This is a genomic window from Endozoicomonas euniceicola (assembly GCF_025562755.1).
In the GTDB taxonomy this organism is placed as follows: domain Bacteria; phylum Pseudomonadota; class Gammaproteobacteria; order Pseudomonadales; family Endozoicomonadaceae; genus Endozoicomonas_A; species Endozoicomonas_A euniceicola.
On sequence record NZ_CP103300.1, the window covers coordinates 50,491 to 67,702 of the forward strand.

Below are 17,212 nucleotides of genomic sequence, written 5' to 3' on the forward strand. Positions count from 1 at the left end.
TTAAGTACCCGTTTGAATCTGGAACAGCGCCAAAGACTGCAGGCACTCATTCAGGTGCCGCTGTCCCATACCGGGATGGATCATGACGCCCGGTAGCTTCAGGCCATAAGGCTGCTTCTGTCGTTCACAGCGCAGGCACCAGCCCGTAAGTACCGAGAGCTTATCTTCCAGTTCATAACCCGGCGTATCATTCAATGACAAGATGCAATCCAGCCCTACTGGCTGATGGAAAATTTTCGTGTTTAATTCGTGTCGGCGGGCAAAGCCTTTCCAGTCAACATGCCCACTGGAATCACCGGCCTGATAACGACGAACACCGGCAAATTCTTCCTGCCCTAGCCTGGTGGCACCCGCTTGTGTACCATTGGCGTTCTGGCTTAATGGCAGAGGCTGACGATCATCAATAGCCGGATAAACCAGAACCCCGGCCTCCAGAGACAGCCAGCTCCAGGTTTTGCACAAGCCGAGAGGGTAAAGGCTTTCAATGCGTAACAGACCCGGGGATAACCATCCGCGCCGCTGCCCGGTTATGCGTAAGTCAATCTGTGTTGAGTTCAGAATATCGACATTCAGGTTTTCATGATCCGGCCAACCCACTTTGATGGCAATACGCTCACGATTATGGCCGTCTATCTCAAGCTTCACCCGCACCGGCTGTCCGACGTGGGCAGGCTCACCACCCAGACTGCGGACAGTCAGACCGGCCAGATTTCTCCAGGTATGTAATATGGCCAACATGAAGAGGCTGACCATAAAGAACGACATGGCAAAGGCAAGGCTGTTGGCATAATTCACCGCCATCAGAAATAACAGAAAAGCCACCAGCAACCAGACCATTCCGGCAATGCCTGGCAAGATGTAAATACGTCGCTGGTTTAACGTTACCTGCCGGGCCGGAGCCCTGTTACCGAGAATCAGCTGTCGTGCTTTCTGTCTCAACGATTGAAAGCCTGCCATGTTCGGGCACCTCAAGCCGTGACATCAACAGTGGCTAACAGCTCTGTTGCTGACAGGCCAGTACCACGGCTAATCAGCCGATGCTCAGCCACGGCGGTGAAAACCGCTTGCAGGTCCTCGGGGATAACATAATCCCTGTCGTGCAGTAGTGCCCAGGCTTTGCTGGCCTGCAACAATGACAGGCTGGCGCGGGGGGATAAACCGGTGACAAAATCACTGGCAAGGCGGGTAGCAGTGACCACTCTGAGCAGGTACTTCAGAAAATGGTCACTGGCATGAACGGTTTCAACCTGAAGCTGCCAACTTTTCAGACTGTCTGGAGAGAGTACCTGTTGGCAGTCATGCAGGCGGCTGCGGCCCGCTTCACCTTTCAGCAGTGACAGCTCTGATTCCTGGTCTGGATAGCCCAGTTGAATGCGCATTAAAAAACGATCCAGTTGTGATTCTGGCAGCGCAAAAGTGCCTTCCTGGGCGGCTGGGTTCTGAGTCGCTATAACAAAAAAAGGCGATGGCAGTGTCAGGGTTTGTCCTTCAACCGTCACCTGTTGCTCTTCCATGGCTTCCAGCAAGGCACTCTGGGTTCGGGGAGACGCGCGGTTGATCTCGTCAGCAAGAATCAGCTGGGAAAACACCGGCCCTTTATGGAAACGAAAGGAGCCGGTCTGTTTTTCATAGACGGATACACCAATGATATCCGCTGGCAGCAGGTCACTGGTAAACTGGATGCGTTGGTAATTCAGTCCCATTACCATGGCCAGCCCATGAGCCAGGGTAGTTTTGCCCATGCCAGGCAAGTCTTCCACCAGCAGGTGCCCTCCGGACAGAAGACAACAGACTGCCAGTCGCACCTCATGCTCCTTACCCTTAATCAGATTATTAAGACTATGAACGCACTGGTGCAACTCTTTCATTGCAGTGAACCTGTTATGTTATCGGGGTTAAGGGGCAGACCTGTCTGTTTATATCGGCAGGTCTTGCCAGATGTTCGCAAATACCCTGACAACCTGTTTCCCTGCATCATGGACATTCAGAATAAGAGTCCGGCAGGCCAGTAAAATGATGTCTAGAATAGGTCGGGTTGTTTTTCTGGATCACAGAATAATCTCCGGAGCCGTTTGGGAATGAATTACTTTCGGGTTGGTTGGATCTTTGTTTATTACATACTGTCTTTTTTTTGTCTGACACAATCCTACGGCTCAGGTTTACACGATTCAGTGAATTTTCCCGTCTTTGGGGAGCTTCCGGTACTCCGGGAAAATAAGATCAAAAACGTTTACCAACTGAGTAGCTTCTTTATTGAGGCGCAGGATGCAAAAGAGTTTGACCAGGTAAAAATAACGCGATTCAGCAATGATGATTATTCAGCGACTTACCGGTTCAGGAACAACGTTCGCTATCGCATTCATTATCAGCCTATGCATCAAAAAGTCATTTTGATTAACCACAACTCTGCTCATGACTTTCACAACACTCTTGATAACACTCTTGATAACACTCTTGATAACACTTTTGATAACACGCTCGATGAAATTATTCAGGACAAAAGAAACATCGAAATTCAGTTGGATTATACCCACTACGATCCCCTGAACGTTCATTTCAACGTCGCAAGAATGGTCAGTTCCGGGTTTGTCCAACATTTAGAGCAGGCTATTAACTGTACTGGGCAATCCGCAGGAACATGCAGCACCGGCTACACCTCCAAAACCGAAACACACAACCACTATCAGCCATACACCCTGAACTCTGTCTCCCGGATAGATATGGCAGAAGAACCTGAAAAATCCACCCGGATAACCATGGACGGAGAGGAGGTCTTCATTTCATACAATGGAAGCGGAACTTATCGCCGAACCCGCGCTACGGGCAGACAATACGGAAATAATAAACAAACACAGCCCAAACAAACGGACCCACAACCTTCAACCTCAACCAGTACAGCAGGTGCAGACAGAACACTTTCAGGAAGCGCCGCAGGTAGTGCATCATCGTCTGGTGATGAAAACGGCGATGATGATCCTGATAAAAGAAAGCAACATGATAAAAAAGAGCCTGACGATTATCAGGAGACGCCTTCAGACAAACCCGTACTGACTCAGACACAAGTGATGCAGTACTTAAGGTTCATTAATGAGGGGCTTCATTACCAGATCGACAAGGAAGTAACCGTCGATCCAATAATTGTTGACCTGTTGCGGCTATGGGCTGACCAGCCCGGAGAACTGGCTCTGGCGCTGAGGAACTACCTGAGGGAATGGTTCGGAGTCAGTCCGGCTGAACTGGCTGTACTTGAAAACGCAATGAACAGTGTTATTGAGAATTCATTCTCGACATTAGCCTATAGATACAGGAATTGCGAGGAAAGCTATTACTGCAATGCGCTGTTAAATGCCTACCTTGCAGAATTGAAACGGTATCATCCGGGTCTGTCTGAACCACAGCTGATCACCTTGTCCGATCTGTTGACACAAACGTTTGGTCAAATTATTGCCTTTAACCGCATCAACGAACTTCTGCCACTGATAAACCAACACGGACTTTGTCTGCCCCACAGGCTCAAAGAGACAAAAAGCTCTGCAGGGTGCCAGGGAGCATCCTGCGGCATGGTCAGCTATTGCTCGGGAGAGCGTATCGCAAATGGCATCAGGACGGTATTTGGTACTCACTCTGCCACCATGGCATTCTCATTTCTCATTCTCGCATACCTTTATTCCAATCAACTCGAACTGTTTGGTCCAGACGTGGAAGTCGATGAGCTGCTGGTATTCCTGATGTCAAGCTTCAGTACCGGTGCCAGTATTGTGGCATCGGTGCTTAATACCGTCTCCCTGTGCACGCTGTTAAAGATGGCACCCTGTTTTTCCAATCGGAACATAATGATTCTGGGAGGACTGAATACCCTGAAAGACCTGTTTACCATCACCGGATTAATCTTTGGCATGATGCTTCCTGACCAACCAGAGAACCTCCGGCTCTGCCAGGTATTAAACGGCATCTTTGGTGCGGCTTTTCCCGTCTATTTACTGCACAACATAAGGAAGCTGTACAGCTCACAGAGTGGCGACGGACAAACCGGCCGGCAGGAAAACTATGCATCCCTACAACTAAAACAAGTAAGCTGCCCGGTGTTTTTTACTACAGTTGCCTATTGCGCTTCCTTACTGTTGAGCGCTCATTTTACGTGCCAGACGGACGAAAGTAGCTTTTTTACTACAGGTATTACCTCCGCATGGTGCAATCTCGCCCTCGCCTTTCAGGAAAACACAACATATGCTGAGATAGTTCGACTTGGCAGCTATATTGCCACGGCGTTTGTGTTCTTTTCCCTCTGGAAACAGCATAAAATCATTCGTGAAATCTCATCACAAACCGATCCGGCCATATCAGATCAACTTCAGCACGTCACCGCAATGAGACGGCCTCTTAACATAAGAGCCGTAATCTCTGTCTTAACTTTGCTTGGGTCATTTTTCGACCGGTTTGGTATTAACCCATTAAGTTTCTGGTGGATTCCCCTTCTGGATACTGCCAAGTCGATCTATTTCGAAGGCGCTGTCCAGACGCTTCGGGAGCGAGTCATTGCCGTGAATATTCACGGCCTTAAAACGGATGAACTGAAACAGTCTTTTAATGAGGCGGTAAGGGCGGTTGAAATCCATCCAGATATGACAATGGGCGAATACATAGAAAGAATTTATGACCAGTTCGATAAAGCCTGCATAAGAACCAAGAGAAGCAGCTCTAACTGGGTTCGCAACTATGCGACGCATGATCAATTTGAAGCTCTGCTTAACCTGAACAGCCTCAACGACGATGGCAATGAGAAGACGCACGTGATAAGGCCAGCAGGTCAACAGGGGACTTATGTTCAGATTCACCCGGATATATTTACGCCTCCTGCCATTCCTGACACAGGCGAAACCGCTAATACCTGCGATTGCAATGGAGCCTGTAAGTGCGCTACTTACCAGCAGAGTGAATCAGGGGGCAGGGGTGGAATGCGGGAGTCTACGGAAAACATTCCACTCCCGGTCTCTCGTTTTACCATTGAGCCTGTTGCCATTGACTCAGCCACCAAGGCGAATACAGAAAACAGTGAAGACGACCCTTTGCTTCCTCCGGGGCAAACAGGCCCGGAGCAAACAAACAAAGAGGACTGACAGCTTAACGGCTCCTTAAAAGCTGACCCAGCCCCCTTTCAAGGTCACGTTTGAGGTCATCAATATTCTCCAGGCCCACGGCAATACGTACCAGGTTTTCTGTAATACCGGAACGCGCCTTGTCCTCATCAGACAGACGACAGTGAGTGGTAGTGGCCGGGTGGGTAATGGTGGTTCGGGTGTCCCCCAGGTTGGCAGTGCGGGACATGATCTGAAGGCGATCAATAACGGTCCAGGCTTCTTTGCGCCCGCCCCTGACCTCAAAAGCCAATACGCCACCAAAACCTTTCTGCTGTCGTTTAGCCAGCTCATATCCGGGGTGAGATGGCAAACCAGAGTAATGAACGGCTTCCACCGCAGGGTGCTTATCAAGCCACTCTGCCAGTGCCATGGTGTTACGGCAGTGCGCCTCCATACGCAAGCTGAGGGTTTCCAGCCCCTTGTAAAAGTTCCAGGCATTAAACGGACTGAGACAGGCACCCGCCGCCCGTTGCCACAGGTGCATTTCCTTAATCAGTTCAGCCTTACCCACAGCAACGCCACCCATGCAGCGTCCCTGCCCGTCAATGTATTTGGTGGCGGAATGCACAACGATATCGGCTCCCAGTTTTAATGGCTGTTGCAGTGCCGGGGTGCAGAAACAGTTGTCGACCATCAGCCAGGCCTTGCTGTTATGAGGATTGTTGCCATGGGCAATACCTGCCATGACTTCCAGATCCACCACGTCGCCACGAGGATTGGAGGGCGTTTCCAGAAACAGCAACCTGGTTTCAGGTCGCACAGCCTCTCGCCACTGGTTATAGTCAGTGAAATCAACAAAGGTAGTTTTGACACCGAACTTGTGGAGGTATTTCGCAAAAATCGTAAAGGTGGTTCCGAATACACTGCAAGAACAGATGACATGATCACCCGCTTGCAATAACCCCATGCACATACCCAGTATCGCGGCCATACCAGAAGAAGACGCACAGGCCATCTCCCCCCCTTCAAGGGCAGCCATACGGTCTTCAAACATTTTGACGGACGGATTGGTATAGCGGGAATAAACATTCCCTTCCTGGTCTCCGGCAAAAACGGCCTGCGCCTGCGCAGCGCTTTCATAGGCAAAACTGGAGGTCAGATAAATTGCCTCACTGTGTTCCCCTTCCCCACTGCGAATAGACCCTGTGCGAATGGCCTGAGTTTCAAAGGCCCAATCCGATGTCATATTGTCGTTATCTTTCATGGAATTTCCTGACGTCAGAGCTGACAGCCCGTGCTGTGAGGTACTTGAGAAAAGACCCGTCGCACCAGCCTCCGTTCGCAAAAGCGAAGGATGGTTAACATAACCAAATTACTGCGACATTAACAGCTCGAATTACGTAGATTCCGACAAACAGCCAACCCGTTCGCTATATCCTGACTATAAAAGCCAGCGCAAGCCCATAGCTGATAGCCTGAATAATCGTCCGGGGCTGGATTCAAGCAACAAACCACACGACCAGCCGCACTGGAACTTGTCGGTGAGTTTTGAGTCCTATCTAACTAAGGAACTTAATAGGTGGGTTGGATGATGGGAATTATAGAGAGTGTTGCGATAAGGTTGGGTTATCAACATCAGCAGGACTGTAAAGTTTGCTATGAGAATTTTGACAGTCATGAACATGAAAAGATTACTTTGCCTTGTCAGGGGAAGCATGTCTTTTGCAGAAGGTGCGTTAGTACAATTCTGGTAGGTGAGATGCCTAAATGCCCCTATTGCCGCGCGGATATATCATCATTTAAGCCCCCCCGGCCATTGCGTGAACGAATGGTTACATTACTATCCGATGTTGTTTTTGGTGCTTGTTTTGGGGCTATTCCTGGTGCCATTGCTGCTGGTGGCATTTGTTTTGGAAGTGCTGCTTACGCTGTTGGTAGTGCTTTTGGCTATAAGGTTAGTGCTATTGATAATGGAGCCATAAAAAGTGCTGTTTTTCTGGCTGGTTTCGGTGGCATATTTTATGGTGCTGCTACTATGGGGGCTTCTGCCGATAACGATGCAGCTCTTATTGATAAGAGACTTGCAGTCACTTTTGTTTCTCTGGGTGTCGTTTCAATTATCACTCTTTCCGCCTTTTTTAACGTGCGTAAATTGCAACACGACCTGACTACCTATCTACTGAACAAAATCGCTGGAGCCGAGGCTGAAATACATATTGTGTAAACGCTTGTCGGTGACATACTCCCTCCACTAAATCGGCAAGCCCATTATGCAGGATTTCGCAGTGCACTGAAGTTAGTACATGGGCTTGCTCTACGCAAGCCTCGCTATCCATCTCCATCCAAACCTTCAAAGGTCGCGCCGCTCCCAATGAGAGGCTATGGATGGAGAATTTCGCAAGGTTTGTTAAACTTTTCTGATTTCTGAACACTGACTGAACAAATAGTTTGGAACCAGAGCCATGCGCCCTCACCTGTTACTAATTGATGCACTGAACCTGATTCGCCGGATACATGCGGCGGTGAGAGCGCCCGATGAGAACCGTCAGGTAGACGGTGCCATTTCCTCAACCATTTCTTCACTGTCAAGAGCGCTGCACGACAGCCAGCCAACCCATGCACTGGTCGTATTTGATGGCAATCCGCCCACCTGGCGACATGAGCTGTATCCAGATTATAAAAGCCAGCGTAAGCCCATGCCTGACATCCTGAATAACCGCCTGGGTGATTTTAATAACGCTTTTTTACAGCTGGGCGTGAAGACCTTTCGCCGTTCAGGTCTGGAAGCTGATGATGTGATTGCCTCGATAGCCAGCAAGGCGATGGGAGCAGGTGTTGCTGTGACGATTCTCTCTACTGACCGCAGCTTTCAGCAGTTGCTCACCCAGCCATCCATACGACTGAGGGACCATTTTCAGAAACAGGATCATGATGCTGAAACGGTTTTCCAGCAGCTGGGCTTCAGGCCGGAGCAACTGGTTGATTACTGGGCAATGGCAGGCAATGGCGATATTCCCGGCGTCAGTGGTGTTGGCAAACAGGGGGCAACAAAGCTCATGCTGGAGCTTGGCGGGCTGGAGCAGGTGTTTCAGCAAGGTGAGTCAAAAGGGGCTGCGGGAAAAGTCTGCGCGCAAAAAGAGCAGGCGTTGCTGTCACAACGCCTTGCCACTCTGGCTACTGAGCTGGAGCTGGGCGTACGTTTAAAAGACCTGCGCTTCAGTCGCCCTTAGCCGGCAAGTCCTTGCGCCACCAGGTACTGAAAGGTGTTGTGTAAATCGGTGCCTTTTCTGGCCAGGCAAACACATCCCGGTAGGCCACTCGCATAGAGTCAGAATACCACTTTGGGATACCGTAATGCTGCCAGAGCAGGATGCGATCAAGACTTCTGGTCAGCGATTTTAATTCGGCAGTGCTTCTGGCTTCGGGTATTTTTTCCAGCAGCGCATCAATAGCCGGATGTTTGATGCCTGCTAAATTGAGGCTCCCTTCTGCATCCGCCCGTTCTGAATGGAAATAATCAAACAGCTCGGCGTCCGGAGCCAGTGACTGCGGCAGTACACGCAGCACCATGTCATAATCATGCGCCCGAACCTGACGGATATACTGTGCAGCGTCCGCACGAATCAGGTTCATTTCGATGCCAATGGTTTCCAGATTTTTTTTCAGGGGTATCAGATAGCCCTCTGAGGCAGCGCCCTGCTCCAGAAAGGAGAAGCGCATGGGCTTGCCGGTTTCCCGGTTTCTGAGGGTATTATCCCGGAGTTCCCAGCCTGCCTCTTTCAACAAGGCTAATGCCTGTTTCTGCTGAGCCCGGATGGAACCGTCTCCTGACGTGGGGGCAGGCTTGAAGGGTTGGTTCAATAGTTCAGGCGGTAGCTTACCCTTCCAGGGCTCAAGCCAGTGTTTTTCTGCCTGATCCGGTAAACCTTTTGCCGACATGGGAGAATTGGGGAAATAGCTGTGCGAGCGCTTATAAGCACTGTAGAAAATAGATCGGTTGACCCATTCAAAATCAAACACCAGGCTGATGGCCTGCCGCACCCGCCGGTCGTTGAATGGCTTGCGGCGAGTATTGAAAAACATAAACGAACTGCCATAAGCCATCTGGTGAGGAATCACCCGTTTCCTGACCTTGCCTTCCCGAATCGCGGGAAAGTTGTAACCCGTATGCCAGTGTTTGGCAATCACTTCAAGGTGCAGGTCGTGTCCGCCAGCCTTGAACGATTCAAACGCTATATGGTAATCACGATGAAACCAGAGGGTAATTTTATCGAAATTGTAACGCCCTTTATTAACGGGTAAATCCTTGCCCCAGTAATCCTTAACCCGGCTGAAAGTCACTGATACGCCCGGCTTTACCGCCGTAATTTTATAAGGCCCACTGTTTAGTACTGGCTCCAGTGCGGACTTACTGATGTCATGCTTAGTCCAATAGTGACGGGGCAGTACCGGAAGCTCTGCGACTCTGAGCAGCTGTGATCGTGTCCCGGCCTGTTTAAAAGTGAAGCGAACTTTGTGATCATCGAGTTTTTCTACCGTTTTAACAGATTCTAATTGCAGTCTGTACCGGGGATGCCCCTTCTCTTTCAGCTCATGGTAAGAAAACACCACGTCGTCTGCGGTGACCGGTATGCCATCATGAAAACGGGCTTCAGGACGCAGGTGAAAGGTGATCCAGCGATTATCGTCAGCGTATTCAACGGAACGGGCAATTAAACCATAAGCCGACTGAATCTCATCCCCTGACGGGCTGTACTGCCCGGTTCCTACCATTAGGGGTTCATTCAACTCGGAAAAACCATAGCGCATGTAGTTGTAGGATGGTGCAAGAGCGGGAGTCATCCCTTTGGCAGAATATGGATTCAGGGAATCAAAGGTTCCATGGACAAACAGGCTGATCTCGCCGCCCTTCGGGGCATTGGGATTAACGTAATCGAAATGTTTGAAGTCAGATGGGTACTTCAGCTCATCAAACCGGGATAACCCATGGGAAGAATGACTCATGGGAGGTAAGGACTTCGCTACTGTTGCTGCTGGTAACATGCCGAGTATCGTAGAGAAAAGAAGGCTCAGCACCAGCCTCTGGGTTACAGGTAACTGCATTTGTTCATTTTATTTTTTTTAAGAAGCATCACTATAGCAGCTTCAGGGCGCATCGTGCCGAACAGACCCATAACAGTGAACAGATAAAAACTCAGGCTCGTGTGTTGGTAGCCATATAGTTTACCATCTGCTGCTGATCTTACATGGTTGTATGCATAAAGAAGTTGACTCAAGAGGATGTTTTGATGGTTAAGGCCGTTTCCATTTTATGTGTTGCCGGTTTTCTTCTTACCGGGTGTTGCACAAATCAGCCCGCCAAACCGACTCCAAAAGGTATGCCAGGGTCCGATAGAGACGCACATGGATGTATTGGTTCGGCAGGCTATTCCTGGTGTGAACGGGCCAAAAAGTGTGTACGCCCCTGGGAGCTTGCTAAGGAAGCCGGGTTTGAGAATACCGAGGAAGCATTTTTGGATTATTGTCGGTAGGTGTTGAGTTAGGGGAATATCAGAACTGCTCCAGCGGATAGTCTTGCGAACTGTTGGCTGGGGCTGTTACAAGAGTTTTTAGCCGCCCTACACGGCTAGAAACTGTTGTACCGTTGTTATTTTTATGACATAAACGACAATGGACACCAAATTACCAAAAAGTGCTTATTATCTGCTCAAAATAAAAACTTTAGATGGAAAGTTAGTATGCATCAGGATCAAGAGTTTTACCCCAGAGATGATGAAATAGACTTATTTCAACTCTTTGAGAATTTGTTTCAGGAAAAGTTACTGATTGTAGGAGTGACAATCCTGGCAGGGCTTATTGCAGTCGTAGCCTCTTTTATACTTCCCAAAACTTTCAGTGCTGAGGCCATCATAAACCAGGCTCCAATGCCACAGTTTGCAGGCATGAACAGCGTTATCTCACTGACTGCCGCACCAACCGGTATCCAAAAAACAATTACCAGTGACCGTATTTACGAAGACTTCCGCTTACAACTGACAAACTACAACACTTATCGGTACGCTTTTGATCACTCCCTGCTGGCAAAAAATGCTATAGAAAAAACTAATAACAATCCTGAGGCAGCCTTAGCCAGAGCCTATAAACAGTTCCATAAAAAACTGAAAATTAGTTTTGATAAGAGCAGAGAAAATACAACCAAACGAATAACCATCCGCTATGAGTCTGAACATCCTGAAGAAACAGCCCGTATCATCAACGATTTTATCCTTCCTTACACTGGACAGCAGGTGATTGCAGGAATTACAACAGACAGAAAAACACTGATTGAACAGGAGCAGAAGCACCTGGAAGAGGCAATCCGTAATCTGGAGTCCAGCTTTCTGGCTAACAACCAAATACAAAAACTAGGGCTGGAAGAGGCCATCACTCAAGCCAGAGCAGCCAATATAGAAGATCTGATGATATCAGAAAGTTACCCGATCGTTGGCGAAAGCTCTCAATTTTTGTACGGAACCAGACTTCTAGAAGCGAGAAAAGCTGTGATTAATAACCGGCTGAGGCACTATCGATATTACAGCCAGCCAACGCCGGGAGATTCTGAGAAACCTTATCTAAGCGCCGTACAAGATAAAGTTTTCCTGCTAAATCAATTAGCCAAAATTGACACAAACTTTTCTGGAATTCAGCCCGTCATAATTGAAAAAAAAGCAGAGGTTCCGGTATTGCCAGACAAGCCGAAAAAATCACTGATTGTCGCACTGGGGCTGATAGGAGGGTTTATGCTGGGACTATTCATTGCCCTGATTCGTATTGCTATTCGCTCAAGGCAAGAAAGAAAAACAGAGTTTTACAGATTAGCCAAAAAAGCCTGATCGCTTTTAAAACTAAAAAACCTGCGCACTGGCAGGTTTTTTGGTTTATAAGTACATCAGGTTAATTACGCCACTTCTTCCTCATTATGAATATCCATAATAGAGTCACTTTGCTCAGAACTACGGGTCTTCTCGTTTCGACTGGCGGCAAGGCGATTAAGATAGTCTTTATTGATACCACCCGCCACATACTTGCCATCAAAAACAGAACAGTCAAAATCATCAATCTGGGGGCAAAGAGAAGAGACTGTTTTCTTCAGATCCCCCAGTTCCTGATAAACCAACCGATCAGCCCCGATGGCCTGCTCCACTTCCTTCTCGGTACGGCCATGAGCAATCAGCTCTTCGGACGTTGGCATATCGATACCGTATACATTAGGGAAGCGGATGGCGGGTGCTGCTGAACAGAAATAGACTTTGCGGGCGCCACTCTCACGAGCCATTTCAATAATCTGCTGACAGGTCGTGCCCCGGACAATGGAGTCATCAACCAGCAGAACATTCTTACCCGCAAATTCCTGACCGATGGCATTGAGCTTCTGCCGAACGCTTTTCTTGCGTACTTCCTGCCCCGGCATAATAAAGGTACGGCCAATGTAGCGGTTCTTCACAAAACCTTCACGGTATGGGAGACCCAGACAGGTAGCAATTTCCAGGGCAGAATTACGGCTGGTGTCCGGAATAGGCATCACAACATCAATATCGTGGTCAGGCCATTCCCGCAGAATTTTGTTGGCCAGCGTCTGCCCCATGCGAAGATGTGCCTGATAAACAGAAATGCCATCAATAATTGAATCCGGGCGCGCCAGATAGACGTATTCGAACATGCAGGGCCGGTTGACCCCTTCTACGCACTGAAAGCTGTGCAGTTCGTTCTTTTCATCCACATAAATACATTCGCCCGGCGCTACGTCCCGAACCAGTTCAAAGCCCGAAGCAGTGATGGCTACTGATTCAGACGCAAACATGTACTCAACGCCTTTCTCTGTCTCTCGCTTACCGTAAATCAACGGTCGAATGCCATAAGGATCACGAAAGGCGAGTACTCCATGACCGTTAATCATGCTGATAACAGCATAACCACCCTCACAGCGCTGATAAACCTGTCTGACTGCCGTAAAGATATCGTCTGGCCTTAATTCCAGTTTGGCGACTTTGGACAGCTCGTGAGCCAGAACATTCAGAAGCACTTCGGAGTCAGAGCGGGTGTTGATATGACGAAGGTCGGTCTTGAACAGATCTTCCTTGATAGCCTCCGCATTGGTCAGGTTACCATTGTGCGCCAGGGCAATACCATAAGGCGAGTTCACGTAAAAAGGCTGAGCTTCAGCAGAGCTGGAAGTGCCCGCAGTGGGGTAACGAACATGGGCTATACCCACATTGCCACTTAACTTTTTCATATGTCGGGTGCGAAATACATCTCGTACCAGACCATTATCTTTTCTCAGGAAGAAGTGACCGTCGCCCAGAGTCACCATTCCCGCTGCATCCTGTCCCCTGTGCTGAAGCACGGTCAGTGCGTCGAACAACAGCTGGTTAACATTCACCGTTGCCGAAATACCGACTATTCCACACATTTAAAACATCCTCAGGCTTGATCAGTTATTCTTAGCCACATCCGGGTTAATTCTCCATAGGGCTTAGAACATTCATAGTCTCATTAGTTCCGGACAGCCCGGAATGAATTTGCCTGTTCTCCGGGGCTGTTGTGTTATCTCTTAAGACAGCGGGTAAAATATCATGACTGAAGGGATTAAGACAGCTGCGAGGGGAAGCAATGGGCGAAGATTGCACATCTACACCCTTTTGCCAGGTGTTGCCAGAAAAAGAAAAGATATCAGATAGGATTTGAAGGTACGGCCTGTAGAACAGGGTCTGCAATCTGCATCACGGTCTGTTTTGACCAGTCTGCCAGCATAATAAAGTGGGGCAGAAGTACTGAGTTTTTCCATGCAAGGTCATTTTCCAGTGGTGCAAAGCTCATCAAACCAACCAGAAGAATAACCAGCAAACAGCCTCTCAACGCACCAAAGACCATACCCAGAAAACGGTCGGTTCCCGTTAACCCTGTCGCCTGAACCAGAGTGGCAAAGATCTTATTCACCAGACCACCCACCAGTAAGGTAGCCATAAACAGTAAAACGCTACCAGCGATTAAGCGCAGCGACGGTGTTTCTATAAAGTCATTGAGATACAGTGACAGACTTCCGCCAAATGACCAGGCGATAAACAGAGCGGCAATCCATGTTACTAAAGACAGAACCTCTTTAAAAAAACCTCGTTTCAGGCTGATCAGGGCTGAGACGATGATAATGGCAGTGATGATCCAGTCGATCCAGGTGAAGGTCAAGAGTCGGGCTCCCTTACAGGCTAGTTTTCAGAAGCCTCTTACCGTTGCATCAGGTTTTGTCAGTAAAAAGCTCAATCCATTGAATGAGTCTTGTTCAGTGAACTCATTGGGCGGGTATTTTATACGACTTTGTATGGTTGTCACCAGCGCGTTTTTTTGCTTGCAATTTGGGGCGTGGTTTATTTTGACCGGAACATGCTCTATTGACCTACTATCTATTGAGTCATTACAGAGGGCTTTGGTTATGGGTGGGAATTACCTCAAAAGGGGAAGACGTAATCCGTAAGGTGACTGATCATGGCAAAATCGTTTGACACTCTGAGAAATGGAATGACACCAAAAGCAAGGGATGCCGCTGAAGCAGAAGCAGAATCAATGATCAAGCAGGCCGATGTTTCCAAAATGGAGCACAGGACAGATGCCCATGATCCAGTGGAAGAAGCTTCCAGCCAGTTCAGGCTCAGCATGAGTGCCGATGAGCTAATGAAGCTGTTGAGGGGTAATGATTTTCGCCGCAGAGGGAACGGGGCAATAAAAGGTAAGATTGAGATGGCAGAGGATTTCGATCAAACCTCGGAAGAGGTCATCGAAAGTTTCTACGGCACTGATCCTAACGACCTAACGAAAAAGGGCAAGCAATAAAATATCTTCTGACTAAGGGGAACAGTAATCAACTAAATACCCTATATTCCGTTCATCCAGAGCCTGTCGAATGATGTTGGCTGCACACTTCAACAAACTCAGTGCGAACGGTCGTATATTCTTCAATACTCCCCTCCCCTTACCCGGGTTTTATTGTGGAGCTTTCATTTTTATTGAGGGAGTTGGTGTCAACTGAGAGGGCTGGGCTAGCGCTCATCTAATGAATATAGGTTTAGTTTACCTTTTCATTCATTTTGTCATTTCTGGCTTCGTCCATTTTATCAAACACCAGTAAATTGACTTTTTTCTTTATAGCAGAGTCATTAAGCAAGTCCACCAGATCAGAATTCGGTTTAAAACCGGATACAAATTGTGCTAGCAGTGTGCGGGTTAAATCGTAATTATGACTTTTAACGGATTGAAGAATGTTTTCAAGCCCTGCGAGCAATGTCTTCCATGGAACTTTTTCTTCAGTAGCCCTGAATATTCGAAGGTGCTGCGTCCCGCCAACACAGTCTCCAATTAACAGCTCTTCATACAGTTTTTCACCAGGCCGGAGACCTGTGTATTGAATTTCAATATCGCCTTGCGGTGTCTTTTTATTTTTAACAGAGTAACCAGACAGTTTGATCATTCGTTTTGCCAGGTTCAGTATCTTAACAGGATCACCCATGTCCAACACAAATACATCACCACCACGTCCCATTGAGCCAGCCTGAATGACCAGCTGAGAGGCTTCAGGAATCGTCATGAAGTAACGGGTAATTTCAGGGTGAGTCACAGTAACCGGGCCACCTGAAGCTATCTGCTCTCTAAATAGTGGAATAACGGAACCACTTGAACCAAGTACATTGCCAAAACGTACCATTGTAAAGTGGGTAGTATTTTTTGCTGTTTTGACTCCATCAAATAAATGAGAGTGCAGCAGGTTAACCTTCTCCTCAGCACTGAATGCCTGCAGGATAAGTTCAGCCATCCTCTTTGTAGCGCCCATAACATTCGTTGGGCGAACGGCTTTATCTGTGGAGACCAGAACAAAGTTTTTAACATTGCTTATTATTGATGCCTGAGCAGTATAAAGTGTCCCGAATATATTGTTTCGAACGCCTTGGGCGATATTATGCTCAACAATGGGGACATGCTTATAAGCCGCTGCGTGATAAACAGTTTCCACCCCATAGGTTTTCATAATATCAAGCAGGTGGCCTGGATCATTTACAGAGCCGAGTACTGGAACCAATTCTACGTTCAACCCTAAATGATTGACTGTACGACTCATCTCTTGCTCAATTCGATAGAGATTAAACTCTGAATGTTCGAATAGTATGAGACGACAGCAGTCAAGCTTGATGATTTGACGACATAGTTCTGAGCCAATGGATCCCCCAGCACCCGTTATCATAACACTCTGATTGCGAACGCATTGAAACAGTAGTTTCTCATCAGCCGCTATGGGCTCCCTTCCCAGAAGGTCTTCTATTTGCACTTCCTGAATATCATTGATTCTTAATTTCCCACTGGCAAGATCAGCGAAAGCAGGCATTGTTAAAACCGGTACGGGGAACTCTTCCAGACTATGAATGATTTCTTTTCTTCGTTTTTCCGTAGCCGACGGAATAGCCAGAAGGATTTGTTCAAAGGTACTGTCTTCTAATAATTCAGAAATAGCCTGAGGGGTAAATACATATCGCCCTAATACCGTTCTTCCTTCCAGGCAAGGGTCGTCATCAATAAATGCAACAGGTTTATATTCCCTACCACGATCCAGAGCTGCTACCAACTGACAACCGGCTCCTCCTGCACCATAGATGGCCACAGGAACCCCCTGCTGCCTTTGAACCTTATGCTCGGGTACATTGAACGTGTAAAGCAGCATGTCCTTGAAACGGTAGCCAACCAACCAGTAGCGAGCTAAATATCGAGATAACCCAACCAGCAGTGCAAGAATACCTCCAAAAAGAAATGGAATACTGCGCGGCATCTGAAAACCTAAAAGGAAAGATGCCATAACAACACCCAGAACAGCCAGAAACGTCGCCCTCAGAATAGTTAGAGGTACATCAAGCCCCATATAACGAAGTACTGCACGATAGAGTCCCTGTTGAATGTAAACTGGAAGGATAATGAAAGGCGCTAAAATACACAGATTGTAAAACAGTTCGATGTTAATTCGAGTTTCTGCAAAGCCATATCGAGTAGCAAAAGCTAAGTAAAGTGAAATCCAGATGAAGCACAAATCCAGAGACAGAGCAAGAATGCGTTTCTGGGTT

The 17,212-nt window shown here is 47.9% G+C and carries 12 protein-coding genes; 5 read left to right on the forward strand and 7 right to left on the reverse strand.

The window, feature by feature from the left end; translation table 11 throughout:
* The gene (locus NX720_RS00270) at window positions 1–957 is read right to left on the reverse strand and encodes a DUF58 domain-containing protein (protein WP_262598699.1); all 957 of its coding nucleotides are present in this window, start codon (window positions 955–957) and stop codon (window positions 1–3) included.
* 11 nt (window positions 958–968) lie between these two features.
* Window positions 969–1,868 carry an AAA family ATPase gene (locus tag NX720_RS00275; protein WP_262598700.1) on the reverse strand — a complete coding sequence of 300 codons (900 nt, stop codon included), beginning with the start codon at window positions 1,866–1,868 and terminating at the stop codon, window positions 969–971.
* Window positions 1,869–2,171: 303 nt separating this feature from the next.
* Here NX720_RS00275 and NX720_RS00280 point away from each other — a divergent pair, with 303 nt between their 5' ends.
* A complete protein-coding gene (locus tag NX720_RS00280; protein ID WP_262598701.1) occupies window positions 2,172–5,117 on the forward strand; it encodes a hypothetical protein in 2,946 nt (981 codons plus the stop codon).
* 4 nt (window positions 5,118–5,121) lie between these two features.
* On the opposite strand, the gene NX720_RS00285 is transcribed toward NX720_RS00280, so the two are convergent.
* Window positions 5,122–6,342, reverse strand: a complete 1,221-nt coding sequence (locus NX720_RS00285; protein WP_262598702.1) for an O-succinylhomoserine sulfhydrylase — start codon at window positions 6,340–6,342, stop codon at window positions 5,122–5,124.
* A 324-nt stretch (window positions 6,343–6,666) separates the two neighbouring features.
* On the opposite strand from NX720_RS00285, the gene NX720_RS00290 reads away from it, so the two are divergent.
* Together NX720_RS00290 and NX720_RS00295 are read left to right on the forward strand one after the other, a co-directional pair.
* Window positions 6,667–7,302, forward strand: a complete 636-nt coding sequence (locus NX720_RS00290; protein WP_262598703.1) for an RING-HC finger protein — start codon at window positions 6,667–6,669, stop codon at window positions 7,300–7,302.
* Window positions 7,303–7,540: 238 nt separating this feature from the next.
* Window positions 7,541–8,308: a 5'-3' exonuclease H3TH domain-containing protein gene (locus NX720_RS00295; RefSeq protein ID WP_262598704.1), complete on the forward strand. Its 768-nt coding sequence runs from the start codon at window positions 7,541–7,543 to the stop codon at window positions 8,306–8,308.
* On the opposite strand, the gene NX720_RS00300 is transcribed toward NX720_RS00295, so the two are convergent.
* Window positions 8,295–10,082, reverse strand: a complete 1,788-nt coding sequence (locus NX720_RS00300; RefSeq protein WP_262598705.1) for an extracellular solute-binding protein — start codon at window positions 10,080–10,082, stop codon at window positions 8,295–8,297. The two genes, NX720_RS00295 and NX720_RS00300, sit on opposite strands and share 14 nt — an antisense overlap.
* Window positions 10,083–10,816: 734 nt before the next feature.
* Here NX720_RS00300 and NX720_RS00305 point away from each other — a divergent pair.
* A complete protein-coding gene (locus NX720_RS00305) occupies window positions 10,817–11,950 on the forward strand; it encodes a Wzz/FepE/Etk N-terminal domain-containing protein (protein WP_262598706.1) in 1,134 nt (377 codons plus the stop codon).
* Between the two features lie 65 nt (window positions 11,951–12,015).
* On the opposite strand, the gene purF is transcribed toward NX720_RS00305, so the two are convergent.
* The gene (gene purF / locus NX720_RS00310; RefSeq protein ID WP_262598707.1) at window positions 12,016–13,527 is read right to left on the reverse strand and encodes an amidophosphoribosyltransferase; all 1,512 of its coding nucleotides are present in this window, start codon (window positions 13,525–13,527) and stop codon (window positions 12,016–12,018) included.
* 260 nt (window positions 13,528–13,787) lie between these two features.
* Complete coding sequence (locus NX720_RS00315) at window positions 13,788–14,300, reverse strand: CvpA family protein (RefSeq protein ID WP_262598708.1); 513 nt, start codon at window positions 14,298–14,300, stop codon at window positions 13,788–13,790.
* Between the two features lie 297 nt (window positions 14,301–14,597).
* Here NX720_RS00315 and NX720_RS00320 point away from each other — a divergent pair, with 297 nt between their 5' ends.
* A complete protein-coding gene (locus tag NX720_RS00320) occupies window positions 14,598–14,942 on the forward strand; it encodes a hypothetical protein (RefSeq protein WP_262598709.1) in 345 nt (114 codons plus the stop codon).
* A 232-nt stretch (window positions 14,943–15,174) separates the two neighbouring features.
* Here NX720_RS00320 and NX720_RS00325 read toward each other — a convergent pair whose 3' ends face one another.
* Window positions 15,175–17,178 (reverse strand): nucleoside-diphosphate sugar epimerase/dehydratase, encoded by a 2,004-nt coding sequence (locus NX720_RS00325; RefSeq protein ID WP_262598710.1) that lies wholly within the window; start codon window positions 17,176–17,178, stop codon window positions 15,175–15,177.
* Window positions 17,179–17,212: the final 34 nt, after the last annotated feature.